Source organism: Alteromonas sp. Cnat2-8, from assembly GCF_022348355.1.
GTDB classification, from domain to species: domain Bacteria; phylum Pseudomonadota; class Gammaproteobacteria; order Enterobacterales; family Alteromonadaceae; genus Alteromonas; species Alteromonas macleodii.
The window spans coordinates 113,860-132,555 of record NZ_JAKREX010000005.1 but is presented as its reverse complement, the minus strand read 5'-3'; the positions used below and the strand labels follow the sequence as shown (position 1 = coordinate 132,555).

The following is an 18,696-nucleotide window of genomic DNA, read 5'->3' as shown; positions in this document are numbered from 1 at the left end:
ATATGTCTCAAACCCTCAGCCAGCGTAGCTGGGAGTGGATAAAAGAACAGCCAGACTTTCACTCGAATGAGCTGGCAAAGGAAATGGAAGTCTCGTTGTACCAAGCGCAAATGGTAATCGACCATCTTAAGCAACTTGGTGCTGTAACAACGGTAAATCGAAAAGCAAACCCGGTCGTTTACGCAAAGGTTGCACGTGCAAAGCCACATTTACCAGGGAAGAACACAACTAGCCCTCAGCCAGGTTCGAAGCGCCAAAAAATTTGGCAAGCCATGAGGTATCTAGAAGTGTTCACTATTCCTGAAATTGTGGCCCTTGCAGAGTGCAGTAGGAGCAGTGTGGAGCGCTACCTCACTGACCTGTGTCGTTACCAGTACGTTGTGAAATTAAGCGGCTTTAACAAGCGCGCATCTATGGCAAAACGCCGAGGCTGGCACAACCGCTACAGACTACTGAGTAACACTGGGCATATGTATCCCATAGCCCGACAAGCAGGCTTATACGACCAGAACCTTAAAAAACTAGTAGCAGCTACTGCTGTGACTAAGTGAGGAAACATGGATTGGTATGAATTATTAGCGAACAAGGTCAAGGAATTGGGTCGTCGTCAGGTTGAGTTAGACACGGGCATGAGTAAGACCACACTTTCTCAGGTGCTTAATAAAAAGTACCCAGGAAGCATTAGCAATATTGAAAAGAAAGTACTGGCAGCGTACGCAAATTTAACGGTGCCCTGCCCAGTGCTTGGTTCAATAGCGGTTAAACGCTGTTTAAACGAACAGATAAGACCGTTTTCGGCAAGTAACCCGCAGCGCGTCAGGCTTTTTAGAGCGTGCCAAAACTGCATACACAGGAGCAAGCAATGAACGCTTATAACACTGCTTTTAAGAAAAGAGTGGATAAGGCGAGCCTGGCGATGACGCACCTAATCAAACAAGGGTGTGCCATCACTGGCCTGTCTATCCAAGACACATCCACCGTTATCAATATCCTCCCGCCGAGAGATAAGCGGGTTAAAGGAACACTGATTTCAATTACGGGAACGCACACTGGCCGCTGTCACATGATGGCTACACGACTATACGGCTGCACGGTGCAATGGCACTTAACCAATGAAGAACCACAACAGGAATTAAACGCATGACATCTATCGATAAGCTTTATCAAATTGCCAAACCAGAAGCCCCGACTGGGTTTATGGAAGATGGTGAGGGCAACCTACGCCGCAAAGACCGTATCAAGCCGCTTGAGATTGAGCGGGACAAATTAACAAGAGAGCTCTTTCTTAACGCAATTTTGGTGCATGACGAACTACAAGCGTTCACCAAAAAGTTGAAACGAGACGTTGCTGAGTTTGTAAGTCACGCAATGAAGAATTATGACAAACGCCTGGGCGGCACCAAGGGCAATGTCACGCTTTATAGTTTTGACCGTCGCATAAAGATTGAGCGTAGCCGTCAAGACAGATTGTGTTTCAACGAAAACCTTGTAGCCGCAAAAGCAATGATTGACGAGTGCATCAAACGCTGGTCGAAAGGCAGTAACAAGAACCTCCAAGCCATTGTGCAAGGCGCATTTAAAACCGATAAGCACGGGCGCTTTAGCGCTGCCAAGGTACTAAGCCTTCGCCAACACAACATTCAAGACGAGCAATGGCAACTGGCCATGACCGCACTGGCTGACGCCATTGAGGTTGATAGCAGTGCTGAGTACTTCCGCATTTATTTCCGTCTTGAAGATGGCACGTATCGCCAGCTTGCACTGGATATCTCAGACATTACTACTGACACCAACAAGGAATTGAAAAATGAGCAATCAACCGAAAGTGCTTAGCCGAACCCACATTGGCTCGAAACGAGAGCTAGCCGAAGCCGTTGCGCAGCTGCCGCCAGACGTTGATGGAGTAGAAGAAACTTACGTGATGAACGTGTATCACGACGAAAGCAACAACGAAAAGTGGCTAGAAATAATGCCAGCTAAATAACGAGCGGCCCTTCGGGGCCCTTAACCAAAGCCTTGAACGTTCAGGGCTTTGTTTAGGGAAAGGAGAAAACCATGCTACGTCTTTGTTTATTTATGATGTTTCTTTACGCCACGGCGTATTGCTTTTACTTCGGATACAACTGGGGAGGTGCGTTTTCTCTTTTAGTTGCAGCGTTGCTGTTTGCTCAAGCGTTTTTTCAAGGCGCGGCTGACAGCTTGCCAATCGGAGACGAATAAATGTCTATCAAGCGCGGGTTAATTACCAAAATTCATGTCGCAAAAGCGCAGCTCAAAATGGATGAGGACAGTTACCGCAACTTGCTTCAACGCGTTACAGGGACGAATTCATGCGCAGGCATGAACGTAGAACAGCTTGAGCGCGTCATGGACGAAATGAAAGATAAAGGGTTCAAAGTCAGAAAAGCATCTTCTGGACGCAGACTGTCACCCAAGTCTAAAGGTACGGGAATAGACAAAATACGTGCTATTTGGATAACCATGTATCAGCAAGGTTTTGTGCGAGACGGTTCTGAGAGTGCATTAGACGCCTATGTGTCTCGCATTGTTAACGTGTCGCACGTGGGCTGGCTGAAAGATGGGAGCTTGGCACAAGTACTGGAGTCACTAAAGAACTGGCACCGACGTGAGATGGCAATAAAACTCATTGCTGAAGGGTACACCGTGTTGAAAGGGCATAGAAAGGTGTGGAGTACAGAAAAAGCGCCTTACGAGTATGTAAAAAGCGCTTTTGAGGAGCTGATGCCGTGAGCAATCAAGAGCAGTTCGATTTTGACGATGACTTTGACTCACTATTGGAGCACCTGCCGGATTTAGCTGACGATAAAGCACTAGCCATGGCCAGATACAAAGAGCACTTGTGGGCATTGGTTTTAATTTGTGAGCGACGCCTTAAAAAGGCAAATATCGAAGATAACAAGGCGTACAAGCTTAGCTGCCAACTTATCGCAGAAATAGCGCATTACCAAGGTGGTGAGTGTAGATACTTACCACGCGGTGAGCGCCTTCAACAAGAACTACGAGACATTCAAATGTTTCGTTTGTGGCACAACCACAACTGGCCAGTAGAAAAGATACGAAAAGAATACTGTCCTGAACTCAATCAAATTCGTGTTTACGAGATTCTGCGCACCAAGCGTGAAGAATATCGCAACAAAATCCAACCGCAGCTTATATAGGAAAAACAATGAAAACAGGTATCGAACTAATTACAAAAGAAAGAACAAGACAGATTAATGAAGAAGGTTACACCTTGGCACTGGACTCCCTTTATAAGCCAGGTGAGTTAACCAGCGCTGCTATCTGCTACGCCATAGTTGGTGGAAGCTCACCAAGAATTAGAGAGTCGGTGAATGTTCAAGCGTCAATGGGCTTGAAACCTAATGGTTGGCCTTGGAGTGTTGAATCTTGGAAGCCTGGACAGGACCACTCTGTTGAATCAAGAGTGCGCGAGCTCACAAAAGCTGGAGCCCTGCTTGCCGCAGAAATTGACCGTCTATTAAATATGCAGTAGGAGGCAACATGTTTGTAATATTCAAAAATAATGAAGGTGGATATTCAGTGCGACCAGCGTGGATAGGATTCATAAAAAACAACTATCTAAGACGTTCACTATGTTCGCTTTTCTATCCTTTCACTATTTGCTTAACAATAGCTATCAATTTAATAGCCTCCCTTCTGTTTTGTGCAACAGTCCTCACACGCGCGGTTTGGATACCAATAGCACGAGCAAAGCCTATTTGGAAAACTGAAATTTGGAAGCGCCCTCGTAGTCCAGGTGAAAATGGAAGAATGCACTAAGGGGAATGCTATGAGCCTTATCATACTCGACCACACCATTACACAATTACAGCTCAATGCCATTTTAGATGGTAGAGGAATTGAGAGCACTCGCGAGTTGGCGATTAGAAGCAAGCTCCCCGCAACTGTCGTCAAAGAAGTGGTGCGACGTGTTCAGGTGGAGGGCTTAAGAGTAACGCCAGTATTAAACAAACTGCTTTACGGCGGTAACAACAAATTATCAGGAGAAATACCAGTGATAGAAAAAGAAACCGAGTCTGAAGACATTCCAATGGATGAATTGTTTGGCTGTGTGGAGCTTTCTAAACGCGGCTCAAAGCTTTTATTCAAACTGTTTGAAAGTTTAACCAAAGACCATTTGATTGCTGCTGGCTTTACAGATGAGGACATTGAACATTTTGGTGGCGTGTACCACACCATCAAATACCAAGCGCTAGAAGAACTCTAATAAGAAAGGACCAATAAATGCTCCAAATACTCACACAAGCAAGCCTGTGCGAAGCTGATTTTAATCAAAAGATAGATTTCGTTATTGAAGGCTTCATCACCAAGCGCATGATGACCATGGTCTATGCCGATGGTGGGAATGGCAAAAGCTGGTTAGCGTTTGCGCTGGCGAAATACTGTGCTCCCCGAATGAAACAAGTGTTCTACTTAGATTTTGACAACCCACTGAGTGTATTGAAAGAGCGAAAGGTACACGAACTGCTTATCGCACCTCATGCAAACTTGCACTATGTGCAACGTAGCAAAAGCCCCCTGCCCCCGTTTGAACTCCTAAGAACGTTGGCAGAAAATGCTACTGCTAATCAATTTGAAAACATGATCTTCTTTGTGGACAGTCTTCGAGACTTCGCCGATGTAAACAACGAAGCCAAAATTGGACTGGTAATGAACCTACTAAAAGATATTCGAGAAGCGGGCGGTACCATTCTGATACTCGGCCACAGTAATAAAGATGGACGCAATTACCAAGGCAGTAATGCAATTCGAAATAGCCTAGACAATATGTATCAGCTTAAGAAGCGAGAGCTTGCTGAAGGCGTAGGTGTGATTCTTGAGGTCAGGAAAGAACGTGCCGCCATTGTCGACAAAGCATTTGATATCGACCCGAATACGCTAGACCTAGAAGAGGTAGATTTAATTGAAGCGCAAGCCTCAGAACAAGACCTTGAGTTTGTAAACCAGGTTAAGCACGTGTTAGTTCGAGAAGGCCAAGTTGGAAAAGGCGACCTGCTTAACGCCGCTGGATATGCCAAAGATGATAAGACCGCTCGCGCTAGACTAGAAAAATACGACGGTATTTACTGGAAAAGCTCTAAACGCCACACTCGCATATTTTACCAGTTGTCGTAGTTGTAGCTGTTGTAGGCATTTAAACTGCCTACAACCTATTCAGCTTTACGCTATTTAATTGACACCAATCCCTCCCGCCTTTATGGTGTCGGCACTAAAACTCCATAAGCGGTCTTCCGCACCCGATAGCCATGCGGTTTCCTCGTCGAAGCATAGGCGAGATCCGTCATTTCTATGGCCGGGTGGAGAGGCGTAATACAAAACCTGAAAGGGAAATAGGCCCGAAGCGACTTATGGAGCTTTAGTTGACGCCCGGCTTCCAGTTAATTGGAAGCCTCAACTTAAATCTATAAGGAAAACACCTCATGAACAACTCAGATATCCAGAGTTTGAAAAACCCGATTTATCCAACATTTGCACTTTATGAACAAATGCCATTGAAAGAATATGATCGTGTTATTTGGCGCTAGCTAAGTAATGGTATTGACTTATTAGTCAAATTTTCGATTAGCATTTTGCATGGAGTATAGCGAATGACAAACAACCAGTTATTGGAAGAACTTAACACTCTTGTTACTTGTCAGCAGGTGATTGCTGAACTAGTAGGTGCGATACCAGAGGGGCGATGTTCAACCAAAAGTTTAGCTGTCTTATTGGACTATCTTCAGACCCAACAAGAAAAACTACTCGTCGCGGTCACCAGATAGCAGGTAAGGCCCGAAATTCGGGCTTTTTATATTTGAACAAAATTCGCTATTGCTCTAAATTGTCGATCCCAAGGATAAAAAGAAAAGGAAAAACACTTTGAAAACTAAGGCGCTGATTATATCGATAGCCATGCTTGTGGGAGCTTGTGGCTCTACTGAACCTCCAACAGTTAGATGGTTCACACAAAAAAAAGTTGATCAGTTCGACGACACCAGTTCATGCAGAGTTACAGTAGGAAGTCTCTACTATGCTAACGGCACTGTATTAACATACACAAATAACTTTTATCCTTTCGTAGAAACTCTAGATGGCGACCTTAGAGTTGGCGTATTAAGTGGTGGTCAAGTACAAGTTCCTGTTGGCAACATCCAACTGAGAATAGATAGTAATGATGCATGGTCGATAGAGACACAGGAAACGCCTGTTGATTACGTTCCCTCATCAAGCACGGTAGATATGGCACCTTACATGGCCTCAATGACAGCTGAGCAAAAAGCGCAATATCAAGCTACGTTTGAGAACTCCATGGAGAACGCAACCAAGATAATGTCTCCCTACACCGCAGTGTCTGGCGAAAAGGCTCGAATGATCCTGTCTCAAATGTTAAATGGCTATAATTTGATTTATCGCCGTGTTGGTTTTAATCAAGCGGCGTCTTCCACTGGAGAGTACAAACTAGACAACTCATTCAGAAATGCTTTGACCGATTGCGGTATCGCCATTTAACCCAAACGCAGACTAATCCCACCTATCTCACCGCCATCGCTACGATGGCGGCATGAACCAAGAAAATCCCACTTACTACTACGGCCTTAAGTCGAAAATACAAGCTCTTTCTCTAGCACATCAAGTTTGTAATGTGCTGGGACATGGCTCGCACGGCTACGCCACTAACTTGCTACTTGAAACAGCCGCAGCAGAAACGTGTCTTGGTCTTTATCAAGATCCTACACCAGGCGGTGCAGGTATGGGGCTATGTCAGCATGACGCCATTGCATTCAAAGACATTATTCAGCGCACACCCCGCCGTTTTATCTATCTTATCGAAAAGCACTTCGGTTGCGACATCACGAAGCTAAAGCACACTTCATTAGCCAATGACCCGCTTCTTAGCTTCATATTTTGTCGTCTGCACTATCGCTTGCGGCCAGAGCTAATCCCTTCGTCATTGCGAGGGCGCGCTGAGTACTGGAAACAGTTTTACAACTCAATGGCGGGTAAAGGCACAGTCACACACTACTTAGACAGCGCTAATACATATCTGTACAGCCTAACGCCATCAGACTTGAGCACACCACCATGCCCGTAAGCAAATTTAACCAAGAATGGTTTAACACGGGTCGCCGTGCTCGTTTTGAAGCCGAGAAACAAGCGAGAATTTCAGGAACCCTTACGCTGTTGCCTGAAAGCAGCTATCGCGCGACTGCTCATTGGTACTGGCGACAGGGCTGGAATAGTGTGACGCACCAAGAGCTGGAAGCTTACCTAAATGATGGTGAGACACCTCAGCGACTGAATGCCGAGCAACACATTACTAAAATACGTAAACAACTTGGAGCACATGCTTAATGTCTTTATTAGCCACTGCAGGAATTTCAGCCCTCATTAAATATGGTCCGTCACTGATTCGCCTCTTTGGTGAGCGTAAAGGTGGTGCGACGGAAAAGGTGGCACACACCATTGCCGATGTCGTAGAGGCAGTTAACGGCGACACATCGCCTAGTAGCGTAGCCAAGGTAAAGGCCACCGTAGACAGCTTACCGCCAGAGGTTGTAGGCGAAATTGAGCTAGGGCTAGCACAAATTGAAGCCGAGCGAGAGAAAGCCAGGCTAACTCATGATTTGGGGATGCATACTCAGCAGCAAGAAACCTTGCGTTCGGGTAAAGAAATTAAAACATTTCGCCCTGAAATTGCGCGGCGGCACAGCTGGTTCACAGTGGCGTATATTTTTGTAATGGAGTTGCTCAATGCCTTCGACTATGGCAGTGGTGCCAATTGGGAGATAGCGCTACTTATCGCTTCGCCAGTGCTTGCTTGGTTTGGCTTTAGAACATGGGATAAGTTCAGCAAGCAGGGAGCCAGTTGATGGATGCAGCGGATATGGCAGATAAAGCCAGCGCCCCTTTTAAACGAATGGCCACGCGCTTTAGGCCTAACCAAGTAACACCTACACCACCCATTAAAACTGATGAGCATGGCGCACCTTTATGCGTGCGCTGTGATGCCGATATAACTCAACGCCGCAGAATAATAGTCGATGCTCAGCGCTGCGCCGATTGCCAACAAGATGTAGAGAACGGGAATCGATAGCATGGAACATGTAGTAAGCCACCTTAACGACAACTGGAAAATTTATTCGTTCTTTGTATCAGTAATGCTGATGGCTGGACTTTATTGGCTGAGCAAGTATTTCGCGACAAAGACAGAGTTAGCAGCGCACGTTAACAGCCAGGAAGAGCGCTTCAAACTAAACGAACTGAAGTTCAAAGACCATCAGATTGAGCACTACAAGCTACGCGATAAGGTACATGAAATTGACAGCCACGTTAAGCACCTTCCAAGTGCCGGAGAAAGCGCCGCCCTTCGAGAAGAAATAGCCCGTTTAAATGGACGATTAGAAGGCATGGAACCTTTGTTTAAACAGGTGTTAAACAACGTAAACATACTTTTTGAAAACGAGTTGCGCGGAGACAAGAACTAATGGCAATCGCAATTATAGTAAACGAACACGAGCGCTTAAGCATTTTGCACTGCCTAGCAGCAATGGATGACTATGCCGCAAACAACAGCATTATTCAGGGTGTATGCGCCAGCTACGGCAATACAATGACCATCGATAAGCTAGGCACTCAGCTTCATTGGCTGAAAGAGCAAGGCTTAGTTACCTTGGACCATCATGAGAGTTACACCATAGCCCGCATTACACAGCGCGGCCTAGACGTTGAACGAGGCCTTGCCACCACACCAGGTGTTAAGCGCCCAGGGCCGAGGTAACAACGCTAATGAAATTTACAATTAAAATCTGGCGTCAAACCGAGCAATATCAGTGGGGATTCGCTCACGGGATCGCAGCATGTTGGGTTTTATTTGCCTTAATCTTAGTAACAGTGCTGCTACTAGGCTAAAAGTAAGGATTCAAAATGGCTAAACGCAAAGTAGCAACTAAAGCAGAAAAGGACGTAATTGACCGCCTTGCACATGCCTTTGCTTGTGAAGAAATCGCCAAACATGTCATCAGAACGCATTATCCAGATTTAGAAGAAAGCTATAAGGCTCACATGCGTAAGACATGCCCTGAGTTCTATCGACTTTTAGATGAGTTGCAAAAAGCAATTCCTAGGGTGCGTAAACAGATGTTGAAAGAGTTTGAAAAAGAAGTGAAGGTCCAAACGCATGAGTGATAAGCGCACCCGTGGCAAGCCCAGCAAAATAGACCAGCTTCCCGACGACATAAAGTCTGAGCTGATTGAGCTATTGCGCGATAAATCCGTCACGCAAACCGAAGTGCTTGAACGGGTTAACACCCTAATACGTGACGCAGGCTTACCCGAAGAAGAACATATCTCACGTAGCGGACTTAACCGCTATGCCACGCGCATGGCCACAGTGGGCAGTCGCATTCAGGAAGCCCGTGAAGTGTCTAAACAATGGGTAGACCAGCTGGGCGGCAAGCCAACAGGTGAAGTCTCGAAAGTGCTCATTGAAATGGTTCGCACCCTAGCGTTCGACCAAGTGTTAAAAATGTCTGAGTCAGGGGAAATTGTTGAACCTAAGTTCATTAAAGACCTAGCCGTTGGAGTAGAAAAACTTGAGAAAGCCGCTACTGAAAGTACCAAGCGTGAAAAAGAGATCCGCAAGGCCATGGCGGAAGAAGCCGCAGAGCGCGCCGCAGAGGTAGCCAAAGCAGCGGGACTAACCGCAGATGGTGCTGCGCAAATTAAGCGTGAGATTTTGGGGATTGCCTAATGGAGCTGCCACCACAGCCTGCCCCTACACCTAAGGAAATCAGGCCCAGTAAAACGCAATATCAAAAAGCCATTGAGCAATGCGACAGGCTTGAAACGCGGTTTGGCCTTCCTACCTTCATTCCCTTCGATGAGAACGAACTTTTACTTGGGTACCAGAAACGCTGGGTAGCCGATGAGTCACCGCTGAAGATTGCTGAGAAGTCCCGTCGAACCGGTATCACGTGGGCCGAAGCGTCAGACGCTGTGCTTACCGCCAGTAGAACCAAAAGCGCACACGGTACCAATCACTTCTATGTGGGCTCAAACAAGGAAATGGCCCGCGAGTTCATTGATGCCGCAGCCATGTGGGCAAAAGCCTTTGATAAAGCTGCAGGTGACATTGAAGAAGAGCTGTTCATTGATGATGGCCAAGAAGGCAAAGAAATTCTTACCTTCGTTATTCACTTCGCCAGTGGCTTTAAAATACAAGCGCTGAGCTCGAAGCCGTCTAACCTGCGTGGTATGCAGGGTAACGTAACGATTGATGAAGCCGCCTTTCACGATCAATTAGCGGAAGTACTCAAGGCTGCACTTGCGCTTACCATGTGGGGCGCAAAGGTGCGCCTTATCAGCACCCATAACGGTGCAGAGAACTTATTTAACCAGCTCATACAAGACAGCCGAGCAGGCAAAAAGCGTTACAGCATTCATCGTATTACGCTAGATGATGCGTGTAATGAAGGGCTATATCAGCGCATATGCCAGGTTAAAGGGAACGACTGGAGCCAAGAGGCCGAACAAAAGTGGAAGGACGATTTACTTAACGATACCGCCAGCCAAGAGGATGCACTGGAAGAATACTTCTGTGTGCCTAAATCGGGCGGTGGTGCCTACATCAGCCGTGCCCTTATCGACAAGGCCATGGTGCAACCCGACGAAAGTGGCCAGCCCACCGTTATCCACTATGCACAAAGCGCTGAGTGGAACCAGATGCGCCCTGACTTGCGCGCTGCTGATATTAAAGACTGGTGCAAAGAGGTATTACTGCCACAGCTGGAGAAGTTAAACCCAGAGCAGCGTCACTGCTTAGGGGAGGACTTTGCACGCTCTGGCGACTTAACGTGTTTATGGGTTGGTGCAATACAGCAAGACGTAAGCCTTCGTGTACCGCTTGTGGTGGAACTTAAAAACATTCCCTACAAGCAGCAGGAGCAAATTCTATTTTTCATCATCGACAGGCTACCCCGCTTTATTGGTGCGCAATTGGATGCCACGGGTAACGGTGAATACTTAGCAGAGCAAGCAGTTGATCATTACGGCGCGGGGCTTATCGAGTCGGTCAAGATCACCGAAAACTGGTATCGAGAAAGCATGCCACCCATGAAGGCCCATTTTGAGGACTTCACTATTATCCTACCGAGTGACGCTGACATCTTGGATGACCTGCGCTCTATTCAAATTAACAACCGGGGCGTGCCTCGCATACCCGATGCGAAAACCGACACTAAAAAACAGCGACATGGCGACGGCGCTATTGCCTGCTGCATGATGGTTGCGGCCAGTAAAATGGAGGGCGGTGAAATTGACTACATGAGCCTACCTTCCAAAGCCGAAAGGCGCGACAACCGCAACAATGACGACAACTACTCAATCCAACAAAGTGGGTGTTACTAATGGAAACCTACGAGCAAAACGGTACGCGGTTTCGCGTTCGCGAGCGCGGCCTTAAAACCAAACAAACCGACAATTCAGCACGTGTGGCGCAAATGCGCCGCGAGTTTGCTGAGCACCCTAGTTCTGGGCTAACGCCTGCCACGTTGGCGGTCATTCTTAAAAATGCTGAACAAGGTAGCTTATTAGAACAGTGCTATCTGGCTGAAGACATAGAAGAGAAAGACGGTCACATCCAGGCTGAAATATTCAAGCGTAAGATGGCACTAACCGATATCGATTGGCAGATAGAGCCGCCTGTGAATGCCACCGCCCAGGAACAAAAAGATGCGGCCAACATAGAGCAAATGCTGAAAGATGTGGAAGACTGGCACGACATCATATTTGGTATGGGTGACGGCATTTTAAAAGGCTTTTCAAACATTGAGTATGAATGGGGCTTTTACAATAACTTCCGTATTCCTGAGGCATTCGTGCACCGCCCTGCTACGTGGTTCCAGTTACACCACGACGACCAGGACTGCATTGCCCTTCGCGACCAAACGGGTAAAGGCGAGAAACTACGCCCGCTTAACTGGCTGCAGCACCGCCACCCTGCAAAGAGCGGTTATGCCGCACGTATAGGCCTAATTCGTCAGCTGGCATGGCCCTTTATATTCAAAAACTATTCGGTACGCGACTTAGCCGAGTTCCTAGAGATTTACGGTATTCCAATTAAATTGGGGAAATACCCAAGTGGTGCAACTGATACTGAAAAGAGCCGCTTGCTTCAGGCAGTACTCGGCATTGGCCACAACGCTGGGGGTATAATCCCCAAGGGCATGGAAATTGAATTTCACGAAGCAGCGAAAGGCGGTGGCAGCGATCCCTTCATGACCATGATGAGCTGGTGTGAACGCATCCAATCTAAAGTCATTTTAGGTCAAACCCTCACATCACAGGTAGACAGCACGGGCAGCCAAGCGCTAGGCAACGTGCACAATGAAGTACGACAAGACATTCGCGACCATGACTTACGCCAAATTGCTAACACGCTAAATCGTGACCTTGTGTTGCCGATGCACGCGCTTAACAGCCTAAGCTACCGAGGCGACCCAAGACGTAAGCCGCGCATTATTTTCGACACACAAGAGCCCGAAGACATCAGCCAATACGCTGAGAGCCTACCCAAGCTGGTCGACATTGGTTTTCGTATTCCGGCCAGCTGGGCGCAAGACAAGCTTCGCATTCCCGAGCCAGAGGGTGAAGAGGCTATCTTGGCTCGCGCTATCGCCACGCCTGCTGTTAAAGAGCCAGAGGAAAAAGATGCGGATAAGGACGTCCCAAAACAAGAGCCACAAACCGCTGCATTGCGTTTAGCGCTCGCTGCACTTAAAGCACAACAACCGAAAGACGACGGTGCAGATGTACTTACCAAGCGTTTAGCACAACAGGCTGGCGAGTCGTTCAGTCAGTTAATGCAACCCATTGAGTCGCTAATAGCTAATGCTGACTCATTGGAGGCGCTATTAGAGCAGCTGCTGGAACTAGAAGACCAACTGCCCATTGAAGATTATCAACTACTTTTGGGCCAAGCATTTACCGCAGCTGAGTTAAGCGGACGATTTGATGTGAATGAGGGTAATTGATGACTATAAGACAACCAGTGAAAGTTGAATGTTGTAGATGTAGAAATATACATTTTGAAAATGAGAGGCTTGAAAAGCGCAACCTCAGCCACAAGAAGCTAGCAGTCTATGACACGGTTTGTCCGCGCTGTCAGTGTAAGTCTTACTACATTTTGGACGCGGAAGAAAAAGCCTAATGCCTGCCCAGTACGGCCCTCAGAAGTTTACTGAAGCCATTACCCACTTTAGAAACAAGTTGAACATGCCCAGCGAACGCTGGGCTGATGTGTGGCGCGAACAACACAACAACGCCTTTATGGTGGCTGGCGCAACGAAGACGGATTTGTTGGCCGACATTCGCCAAATGGTAGACAGTGCAATAGCAGAGGGCAAAAGTTTAAGCTGGTTTCAAAAAGAGTTTAAACACCTGGTTAAAAAGCATGGATGGGAACACACAGGCAGTGCCGCATGGCGAGCTAATATCATTTACGACACAAACATGCGCCAAGCTTATAATGCGGGTCGCTTCCAGCAGCTGCAGAATTTTCCTTACTGGCGCTATGCGCACGGAGATAGTCGCTACCCTCGCCCACATCACCAAAGTAAAGACGGTACCATTTTACCCAAAGAGTCGCCGTTCTGGCTTACCTGGTTTCCCCAAAACGGTTGGGGCTGTAAATGCAAAGTGTTTGGTGAGACAGCAAGAAGCATTCAGCGAAAAGGCCTGAAGTTAAGCAAAGAGCCCGTTATTGAGACGCGTGAATGGATAGATAAAAAAACTGGTGAAGTACATTATGTGCCAGTAGGTATCGACCCTGGTTTCGATTATTCGCCTGGCTCAAAATCGCAAGCCGATGTATTGCGCCAGCAGCAACTTTCAAAGCCACCACTAAAAGAGCGCCTTCCTGAACGTGTGGTACCTAGCGCTTACTCAACCAATAAGAATGTAACCATTCATGGACTAAACAAGATCATTTCAGAATTGAGCCAGGCGCAACCACAAATGCGCCAAGTGACCGATTTTATTACCACCTACGGTATGAAAACCTTGTTTCTTAAACCAACTGAAATGGTACGTGGAAGCAAGAAAGCCAAAGAGTTGGAAGAGGACATTACCAGTTATTTAAATGTCCCAATATCAAAAGCCAATGGCCATTGGCCTGTACCCAGTAACACCGCACGACGTGCAAATGGTTACACAGCACTTGCTTGGAAGCACGTAGTCGTAAAAGCCAAAACAGGTGTAAACTTAAATAAAATTGCCGACATTACCGACTTAACCAATGCGGTAGAGGCGGCAATACTCGCTTTACAGGCTGGCAAGCGGCAATGGTCACTGTCGCATATAGTAAGGCACTATACAGACAGTGGTGATCATGGTGGCGCAATAATCACATGGCTTCATGAAATGGGACACCAAGTTCAATTTCAGGCCATGCGCATGGAAATTCCTACACCTGGCTTAAATGAGAGTATTACCACTTACAGTATGCAAGACACCATGGAATGGCATGCCGAGCACTTTGCCGCATGGGCGCTTAATCGCGCCGTGCTTGAAACGCACTATCCAGCGATAGTCGCATACTTCGACGAACTAATGGGGGAACTACTGTAATGAGTATTTTCGATAAAATTAACGCTGAACATCAAGGTGAGAGCGAGCAGCTGCGTGACGCACAGCAAGTGCTTCAATCATCGGTACCAACTGCAGAAAAGCAAGCGCGTATTGAAGCGCTAATGAAAAAAGCCCCTGAACATGAAAAAGCTATGTTTGGTGATCTTCTTTCTAACCTAGTGCTGCAGGCTGACTAATTATGGTTAAAGCTAGTATTCTTAGTTGGATCCTCTTTATAGCGATACTGAGCGCTTTTCTGATGAAGGTAGAAGTAATATCTATCTGGGGTTTTCTCATCTGCATGACGATTTTCTCTGTGGGCTGTGAAATTGAAAGTAAAATCGACGTTATAAAAAAAAGGGATGGTAATGGCTGGTAGCTTCATTACGGTTCGTGCTTATGGCAGTGGAGAGATAAATGCGTTGCTTTCTCGCATTGCCAGGGCAGGAACTGACTTAGAGCCAGCGTTCGCGGAAATCGGTGAATATCTGATAGAAGCAACTCAAGAACGTTTTAAGCTTGAGCTAGCGCCCAACGGGGAGCAATGGGAACCGCTAGCGCCAGAGACGTTTGCACGAAAAGGTGGCGAAGATAGGATACTGCAGCAATCCGGTACCATGCGTGATTTGTTAACCTATCAGATAACGGGAAGAGTGCTCACATTCGGAAGCAACCAAGAATATGCCGCCACGCACCAATTCGGTAGAGAAGAAGACGGCATACCTGCCCGCCCATTCTTAGGTCTCACAACTGGGCCGTGGAGAGATGCAGACGAGATTGTTGAAATACTGCAAGACCACCTAAAAGATGCTATTGCATAAAAGCGCCCTGTAAGACATCCTAAGGCGACTTTGCTAATTAGACGAGTAAAGTTACCAATCAAAAAACTTAAACACTTCTGAAAGGATTTAAACAGCAATGAGCGAAGGGAAGCACCTTGTCGAAGACGAAAACACCACATTAGACAAAATCATCAAGTATTTCCCATATGTTGCGATACCCATCGCCATACTGATGTTGGCAACCTACTTTGGAAATTTTCACGGTGACTTTGGTGATCAAAGTGACTTTGGGGCATTTGGCGATTTTTTCGGTGGCATCTTAAACCCAATGCTGACTTTCTTAACTATCTTACTCTTACTTCGACAGTTAAGACTTCAGCGAAGTGAATTGAATGCAACAGCAAAAGAACTAAGAGCAACCGCTGAGATTCATGAAGAAAACATGAAACATAGCCGAGCTGTAGATATTTATGAAAAAACATATGAAAAATACAGCAAGGCAATTCAGAACTTTAATAACTCGCTAAATTATAACTTCGTATCCTTGTCTAAAGACGGAGCTGCACTAACAGTTACTCAACGTACTGAAGCTCAATTAGTTGGGAAGCCTATGGTTGAAATAAGCTTGAGAAAACTAAAAGAAGAGGGGGAAAAAATCCAAATTGCCCTGTATAGCGCGGATGGAAACTTTTTTTTAGACAAATTGAAGCTGGCTTTGAATCATTCAGTGCAGCTAGCTCACGAAGTTTACACGTTTGCAGAAGAATATCAGCGGCTGGGAGTAAACAACCTGCTTTATCTGAAGCAATTTGAAAAATTTAATGAAACCCTTCAAGAATTGCATAATGATATAGATTCGCTGGGAATAGAATCAGACTCCATGCAAATAAATAGTACATTGAATGCGCTAATCCACCAGTCAATTTCAACGATTGTGAAAGCACAAAATATCCTAAACCTAGACTAATCCCCTTCCTTCCCTATAGCCCGACATACTGGTCGGGCTATGAAAAAACAATTAACCACACTTACATCTTCAGTACTTGGAGGCCGCCATGTAGCGACAACGCTAGCAGCAGCCGTGTCCTTTGCTGCCCTATCGAACCAGTCGAACAACGCTGAGTCTCCACTTGGCGTTGCTGCCTGTACCTTTTCAATTGATATAGAACAGCCCTGGCAACAAATACTCCCGGGAGCTGACTTCGCTGCCTACGATGGCCGCCCTACTGAAGTGCCTGGTAATAAGTGGCGCATCGATAATGCCAAAGGCGAAGCTCTTGCCGCGAAATTAAATGCGCGAGCTGATGCGGGCGAGCAGCTGCTTGTCGACTATGACCATCAAACCCTACTTGCCAAAGAGAACGGTTCTAAAGCCCCTGCCAGTGCATGGGGTAATAAATTCGAATGGCGAGAAGACAAAGGCTTATTTGCTCAGCTTAATTTCACGCCCACCGCGCGAAAGCACATCAAAGACGGTGAGTACAAATACTACTCCCCGGTCGTCATTTACAACAAACACACAGGTGAAGTGTTAGACCTTCACAGCGCCGCTCTCACTAATGACCCAGCAGTAAAGGGCATGAGTCAAGCTGCCGCCCTTCATGCAAACGTTAATAACCAACCATCGGAGCCTACGCCCATGAACGAAGCATTAGCCCTGCTATTTAACCTGCTGGGTATTACTACCCCGTCTACCGACATCGATGCTGCTGCATTACATGCACAGTTAACTAAGCCAGGCGTGAAAGCCAAGCTTGACGAAATTAAGTCCAAGTTAGACGGCGCAGCAGAAAGCGACCAACAAATTGCCGCGCTTACGGCAAAAGTTGAGCAAGCCAAAGAAGGTATTAACCCAGCCGAGTATGTGCCTATTGAAACCTATAACGGCGTGGTAGCAGAGCTAGCAGCGTTATCGGCAAACCACAGTGCGGTAACTGTCGACCAGCTCATTGAGCAGGCCCAAAAAGACGGCAAGTTCGTGGCGCAAGCGGAGCTGCCTTACTTACGCAGCCTGGGTAAAAGTAGCATGGCAGCGCTTAAAGCACAGCTTGATGGCCGCGCAAGCGTGGACGCCTTTGGTGGTAAACAAACCAAAGAAAAGAAACCAGACGGTGAAGACCAAAACGGCGTTGCGGCCCTTACCGCTGACCAAAAGCTTGTAGCAGACCAACTGGGCATTTCCCACGAGGACTACGCCACCGAGCTTAAGAAAGACTAGCTCTACGCCTAACCACACACTTAATTTGGAGAAATAAAGCACATGGCTATTATTACCTCACCTGTATTAAACGCAATCCGCACTGGGTTTCGTAAAAACTTCCAAGACGGCCAAACTCGCGGCGAGCCAATGTTTAGTGCCGTGGCCACTGTCGTTCCTTCCTCAACCAAATCGAACACTTATGGATGGTTAGGCCAATGGCCTGGATTTAGAGAGTGGATTGGCGAGCGTCAAATGAAGTCGCTTAAAGAACACAGCTATACCATCACGAATAGAGACTTTGAGTCTACCGTCGAAGTCGATAGAAACGACATCGAAGACGATAACTTGGGCGTATATGCCCCCATGATGGAAGAGATGGGTTACGCGGCATCGGTATTTCCTGACGAACTGGTATTCCCTTTGTTGGGTGCTGGCTTCACATCTACCTGTTACGACGGCCAATACTTCTTTGATACCGACCACCCTGTAAATGCCGAAGTAGATGGCAGCGGCGCAGATACCTCGTTTTCTAACGCAATCATTGATGCAGGCTACACAGGCGATGCCTGGTATCTGCTAGATACCTCGCGAAGCTTAAAGCCGCTTATCTTCCAAGACCGAAAAGGCATGCAGTTTCAGGCCATGGACAACCCTAACGACGAACAAGTGTTCATGAACAAGAAGTTCCGATATGGCGTGGATTGCCGCTGTGACTCTGGCTACGGATTCTGGCAGATGGCTATCGGCGTTAAGAAAGAACTGACTCCAGCAACCCTTTGGGAAGCTATCAAGATGTTCCGCAGTTTTAAAGCAGATGGCGGCCGTCCATTAGGTTTAGGTAAGAACAAGTTAACGTTGGTGGTGCCGTCATCACTGCACGAACTCGCTACCAAGATTAATGAACGCGAACAAATTGATGATGGCGGTGTAACGGTAAGTAACGAGCTGAAAGGCAAGTTTACGGTACTAAACCCCGATTACCTTCAAGCTTAATTACCTAGAACCTTAACAATCACTACAACTACTACAACTGGCTTTTAGATTAAGGTCAGTTGTTTTGGAGAAACG

28 protein-coding genes are annotated in these 18,696 nt (G+C 46.8%); all 28 read left to right on the top strand.

Going from position 1 to position 18,696, the window contains the following annotated elements; all coding sequences use genetic code 11:
- Positions 1-2 precede the first annotated feature (2 nt).
- On the top strand, positions 3-551 hold the full coding sequence (locus MHN00_RS14130; RefSeq protein WP_239301535.1) for a hypothetical protein: 549 nt from the start codon (positions 3-5) through the stop codon (positions 549-551).
- A 6-nt stretch (positions 552-557) separates the two neighbouring features.
- Positions 558-866: a hypothetical protein gene (locus tag MHN00_RS14125; protein WP_239301534.1), complete on the top strand. Its 309-nt coding sequence runs from the start codon at positions 558-560 to the stop codon at positions 864-866.
- On the top strand, positions 863-1,144 hold the full coding sequence (locus MHN00_RS14120; protein WP_014976464.1) for a hypothetical protein: 282 nt from the start codon (positions 863-865) through the stop codon (positions 1,142-1,144). Before MHN00_RS14125 ends, MHN00_RS14120 begins: the two co-directional genes overlap by 4 nt.
- On the top strand, positions 1,141-1,833 hold the full coding sequence (locus tag MHN00_RS14115; RefSeq protein WP_239301533.1) for a DUF3164 family protein: 693 nt from the start codon (positions 1,141-1,143) through the stop codon (positions 1,831-1,833). Before MHN00_RS14120 ends, MHN00_RS14115 begins: the two co-directional genes overlap by 4 nt.
- Entirely contained in the window at positions 1,808-1,984 is a 177-nt protein-coding gene (locus MHN00_RS14110; protein WP_239301532.1) for a hypothetical protein, read from the top strand. Before MHN00_RS14115 ends, MHN00_RS14110 begins: the two co-directional genes overlap by 26 nt.
- A gap of 71 nt (positions 1,985-2,055) precedes the next feature.
- A complete protein-coding gene (locus tag MHN00_RS14105) occupies positions 2,056-2,220 on the top strand; it encodes a hypothetical protein (RefSeq protein ID WP_171337120.1) in 165 nt (54 codons plus the stop codon).
- Positions 2,221-2,751, top strand: coding sequence for a regulatory protein GemA (locus MHN00_RS14100; RefSeq protein ID WP_239301531.1), 531 nt, complete (start codon positions 2,221-2,223; stop codon positions 2,749-2,751).
- Positions 2,748-3,179 (top strand): Mor transcription activator family protein, encoded by a 432-nt coding sequence (locus MHN00_RS14095; protein ID WP_239301529.1) that lies wholly within the window; start codon positions 2,748-2,750, stop codon positions 3,177-3,179. Before MHN00_RS14100 ends, MHN00_RS14095 begins: the two co-directional genes overlap by 4 nt.
- Positions 3,180-3,187: 8 nt before the next feature.
- On the top strand, positions 3,188-3,514 hold the full coding sequence (locus MHN00_RS14090) for a hypothetical protein (RefSeq protein WP_239301527.1): 327 nt from the start codon (positions 3,188-3,190) through the stop codon (positions 3,512-3,514).
- 297 nt (positions 3,515-3,811) lie between these two features.
- The gene (locus tag MHN00_RS14085; protein ID WP_014976459.1) at positions 3,812-4,249 is read left to right on the top strand and encodes a hypothetical protein; all 438 of its coding nucleotides are present in this window, start codon (positions 3,812-3,814) and stop codon (positions 4,247-4,249) included.
- 17 nt (positions 4,250-4,266) lie between these two features.
- A complete protein-coding gene (locus MHN00_RS14080) occupies positions 4,267-5,157 on the top strand; it encodes an AAA family ATPase (RefSeq protein ID WP_171337124.1) in 891 nt (296 codons plus the stop codon).
- A gap of 744 nt (positions 5,158-5,901) precedes the next feature.
- Positions 5,902-6,531 (top strand): hypothetical protein, encoded by a 630-nt coding sequence (locus MHN00_RS14075; RefSeq protein ID WP_239301525.1) that lies wholly within the window; start codon positions 5,902-5,904, stop codon positions 6,529-6,531.
- Positions 6,532-6,583: 52 nt separating this feature from the next.
- Positions 6,584-7,114 carry a hypothetical protein gene (locus MHN00_RS14070; protein ID WP_239301523.1) on the top strand — a complete coding sequence of 177 codons (531 nt, stop codon included), beginning with the start codon at positions 6,584-6,586 and terminating at the stop codon, positions 7,112-7,114.
- Positions 7,105-7,374 (top strand): hypothetical protein, encoded by a 270-nt coding sequence (locus MHN00_RS14065; RefSeq protein ID WP_239301521.1) that lies wholly within the window; start codon positions 7,105-7,107, stop codon positions 7,372-7,374. The genes MHN00_RS14070 and MHN00_RS14065 overlap by 10 nt, the downstream gene beginning before the upstream one ends.
- A complete protein-coding gene (locus MHN00_RS14060; protein WP_239301519.1) occupies positions 7,374-7,892 on the top strand; it encodes a hypothetical protein in 519 nt (172 codons plus the stop codon). The genes MHN00_RS14065 and MHN00_RS14060 overlap by 1 nt, the downstream gene beginning before the upstream one ends.
- Entirely contained in the window at positions 7,892-8,116 is a 225-nt protein-coding gene (locus MHN00_RS14055; RefSeq protein ID WP_014976453.1) for a hypothetical protein, read from the top strand. The genes MHN00_RS14060 and MHN00_RS14055 overlap by 1 nt, the downstream gene beginning before the upstream one ends.
- Position 8,117: 1 nt before the next feature.
- On the top strand, positions 8,118-8,507 hold the full coding sequence (locus MHN00_RS14050; protein ID WP_014976452.1) for a DUF2730 family protein: 390 nt from the start codon (positions 8,118-8,120) through the stop codon (positions 8,505-8,507).
- The gene (locus tag MHN00_RS14045) at positions 8,507-8,800 is read left to right on the top strand and encodes a hypothetical protein (protein WP_014976451.1); all 294 of its coding nucleotides are present in this window, start codon (positions 8,507-8,509) and stop codon (positions 8,798-8,800) included. Before MHN00_RS14050 ends, MHN00_RS14045 begins: the two co-directional genes overlap by 1 nt.
- A 146-nt stretch (positions 8,801-8,946) precedes the next feature.
- The gene (locus MHN00_RS14040; protein ID WP_014976450.1) at positions 8,947-9,207 is read left to right on the top strand and encodes a hypothetical protein; all 261 of its coding nucleotides are present in this window, start codon (positions 8,947-8,949) and stop codon (positions 9,205-9,207) included.
- Complete coding sequence (locus tag MHN00_RS14035) at positions 9,200-9,772, top strand: DUF3486 family protein (protein ID WP_239301518.1); 573 nt, start codon at positions 9,200-9,202, stop codon at positions 9,770-9,772. Before MHN00_RS14040 ends, MHN00_RS14035 begins: the two co-directional genes overlap by 8 nt.
- Positions 9,772-11,427, top strand: coding sequence for a terminase family protein (locus MHN00_RS14030; RefSeq protein WP_239301516.1), 1,656 nt, complete (start codon positions 9,772-9,774; stop codon positions 11,425-11,427). Before MHN00_RS14035 ends, MHN00_RS14030 begins: the two co-directional genes overlap by 1 nt.
- Positions 11,427-13,052, top strand: coding sequence for a DUF935 domain-containing protein (locus MHN00_RS14025; protein ID WP_239301515.1), 1,626 nt, complete (start codon positions 11,427-11,429; stop codon positions 13,050-13,052). The genes MHN00_RS14030 and MHN00_RS14025 overlap by 1 nt, the downstream gene beginning before the upstream one ends.
- Positions 13,053-13,227: 175 nt before the next feature.
- The gene (locus tag MHN00_RS14020; protein WP_239301514.1) at positions 13,228-14,646 is read left to right on the top strand and encodes a phage minor head protein; all 1,419 of its coding nucleotides are present in this window, start codon (positions 13,228-13,230) and stop codon (positions 14,644-14,646) included.
- Entirely contained in the window at positions 14,646-14,843 is a 198-nt protein-coding gene (locus MHN00_RS14015; RefSeq protein WP_239301513.1) for a hypothetical protein, read from the top strand. Before MHN00_RS14020 ends, MHN00_RS14015 begins: the two co-directional genes overlap by 1 nt.
- A 171-nt stretch (positions 14,844-15,014) precedes the next feature.
- Entirely contained in the window at positions 15,015-15,467 is a 453-nt protein-coding gene (locus MHN00_RS14010) for a phage virion morphogenesis protein (RefSeq protein ID WP_239301512.1), read from the top strand.
- Between the two features lie 97 nt (positions 15,468-15,564).
- A complete protein-coding gene (locus tag MHN00_RS14005) occupies positions 15,565-16,395 on the top strand; it encodes a hypothetical protein (RefSeq protein ID WP_239301511.1) in 831 nt (276 codons plus the stop codon).
- A gap of 39 nt (positions 16,396-16,434) precedes the next feature.
- Positions 16,435-17,646, top strand: a complete 1,212-nt coding sequence (locus tag MHN00_RS14000; protein WP_239301510.1) for a phage protease — start codon at positions 16,435-16,437, stop codon at positions 17,644-17,646.
- A 42-nt stretch (positions 17,647-17,688) separates the two neighbouring features.
- The gene (locus tag MHN00_RS13995) at positions 17,689-18,621 is read left to right on the top strand and encodes a Mu-like prophage major head subunit gpT family protein (RefSeq protein ID WP_239301509.1); all 933 of its coding nucleotides are present in this window, start codon (positions 17,689-17,691) and stop codon (positions 18,619-18,621) included.
- Positions 18,622-18,696: the final 75 nt, after the last annotated feature.

What these genes read in the sequence shown, in the direction of transcription:
- MHN00_RS14130 (WP_239301535.1), top strand. Translation starts at nt 3, where the DNA reads ATGTCTCAAACCCTCAGCCAGCGTAGCTGGGAGTGGATAAAAGAACAG.
- MHN00_RS14125 (WP_239301534.1), top strand. Translation starts at nt 558, where the DNA reads ATGGATTGGTATGAATTATTAGCGAACAAGGTCAAGGAATTGGGTCGT.
- MHN00_RS14120 (WP_014976464.1), top strand. Translation starts at nt 863, where the DNA reads ATGAACGCTTATAACACTGCTTTTAAGAAAAGAGTGGATAAGGCGAGC.
- MHN00_RS14115 (WP_239301533.1), top strand. Translation starts at nt 1,141, where the DNA reads ATGACATCTATCGATAAGCTTTATCAAATTGCCAAACCAGAAGCCCCG.
- MHN00_RS14110 (WP_239301532.1), top strand. Translation starts at nt 1,808, where the DNA reads ATGAGCAATCAACCGAAAGTGCTTAGCCGAACCCACATTGGCTCGAAA.
- MHN00_RS14105 (WP_171337120.1), top strand. Translation starts at nt 2,056, where the DNA reads ATGCTACGTCTTTGTTTATTTATGATGTTTCTTTACGCCACGGCGTAT.
- MHN00_RS14100 (WP_239301531.1), top strand. Translation starts at nt 2,221, where the DNA reads ATGTCTATCAAGCGCGGGTTAATTACCAAAATTCATGTCGCAAAAGCG.
- MHN00_RS14090 (WP_239301527.1), top strand. Translation starts at nt 3,188, where the DNA reads ATGAAAACAGGTATCGAACTAATTACAAAAGAAAGAACAAGACAGATT.
- MHN00_RS14085 (WP_014976459.1), top strand. Translation starts at nt 3,812, where the DNA reads ATGAGCCTTATCATACTCGACCACACCATTACACAATTACAGCTCAAT.
- MHN00_RS14080 (WP_171337124.1), top strand. Translation starts at nt 4,267, where the DNA reads ATGCTCCAAATACTCACACAAGCAAGCCTGTGCGAAGCTGATTTTAAT.
- MHN00_RS14070 (WP_239301523.1), top strand. Translation starts at nt 6,584, where the DNA reads ATGAACCAAGAAAATCCCACTTACTACTACGGCCTTAAGTCGAAAATA.
- MHN00_RS14065 (WP_239301521.1), top strand. Translation starts at nt 7,105, where the DNA reads ATGCCCGTAAGCAAATTTAACCAAGAATGGTTTAACACGGGTCGCCGT.
- MHN00_RS14060 (WP_239301519.1), top strand. Translation starts at nt 7,374, where the DNA reads ATGTCTTTATTAGCCACTGCAGGAATTTCAGCCCTCATTAAATATGGT.
- MHN00_RS14055 (WP_014976453.1), top strand. Translation starts at nt 7,892, where the DNA reads ATGGATGCAGCGGATATGGCAGATAAAGCCAGCGCCCCTTTTAAACGA.
- MHN00_RS14050 (WP_014976452.1), top strand. Translation starts at nt 8,118, where the DNA reads ATGGAACATGTAGTAAGCCACCTTAACGACAACTGGAAAATTTATTCG.
- MHN00_RS14045 (WP_014976451.1), top strand. Translation starts at nt 8,507, where the DNA reads ATGGCAATCGCAATTATAGTAAACGAACACGAGCGCTTAAGCATTTTG.
- MHN00_RS14040 (WP_014976450.1), top strand. Translation starts at nt 8,947, where the DNA reads ATGGCTAAACGCAAAGTAGCAACTAAAGCAGAAAAGGACGTAATTGAC.
- MHN00_RS14035 (WP_239301518.1), top strand. Translation starts at nt 9,200, where the DNA reads ATGAGTGATAAGCGCACCCGTGGCAAGCCCAGCAAAATAGACCAGCTT.
- MHN00_RS14030 (WP_239301516.1), top strand. Translation starts at nt 9,772, where the DNA reads ATGGAGCTGCCACCACAGCCTGCCCCTACACCTAAGGAAATCAGGCCC.
- MHN00_RS14025 (WP_239301515.1), top strand. Translation starts at nt 11,427, where the DNA reads ATGGAAACCTACGAGCAAAACGGTACGCGGTTTCGCGTTCGCGAGCGC.
- MHN00_RS14020 (WP_239301514.1), top strand. Translation starts at nt 13,228, where the DNA reads ATGCCTGCCCAGTACGGCCCTCAGAAGTTTACTGAAGCCATTACCCAC.
- MHN00_RS14015 (WP_239301513.1), top strand. Translation starts at nt 14,646, where the DNA reads ATGAGTATTTTCGATAAAATTAACGCTGAACATCAAGGTGAGAGCGAG.
- MHN00_RS14010 (WP_239301512.1), top strand. Translation starts at nt 15,015, where the DNA reads ATGGCTGGTAGCTTCATTACGGTTCGTGCTTATGGCAGTGGAGAGATA.
- MHN00_RS14005 (WP_239301511.1), top strand. Translation starts at nt 15,565, where the DNA reads ATGAGCGAAGGGAAGCACCTTGTCGAAGACGAAAACACCACATTAGAC.
- MHN00_RS14000 (WP_239301510.1), top strand. Translation starts at nt 16,435, where the DNA reads ATGAAAAAACAATTAACCACACTTACATCTTCAGTACTTGGAGGCCGC.
- MHN00_RS13995 (WP_239301509.1), top strand. Translation starts at nt 17,689, where the DNA reads ATGGCTATTATTACCTCACCTGTATTAAACGCAATCCGCACTGGGTTT.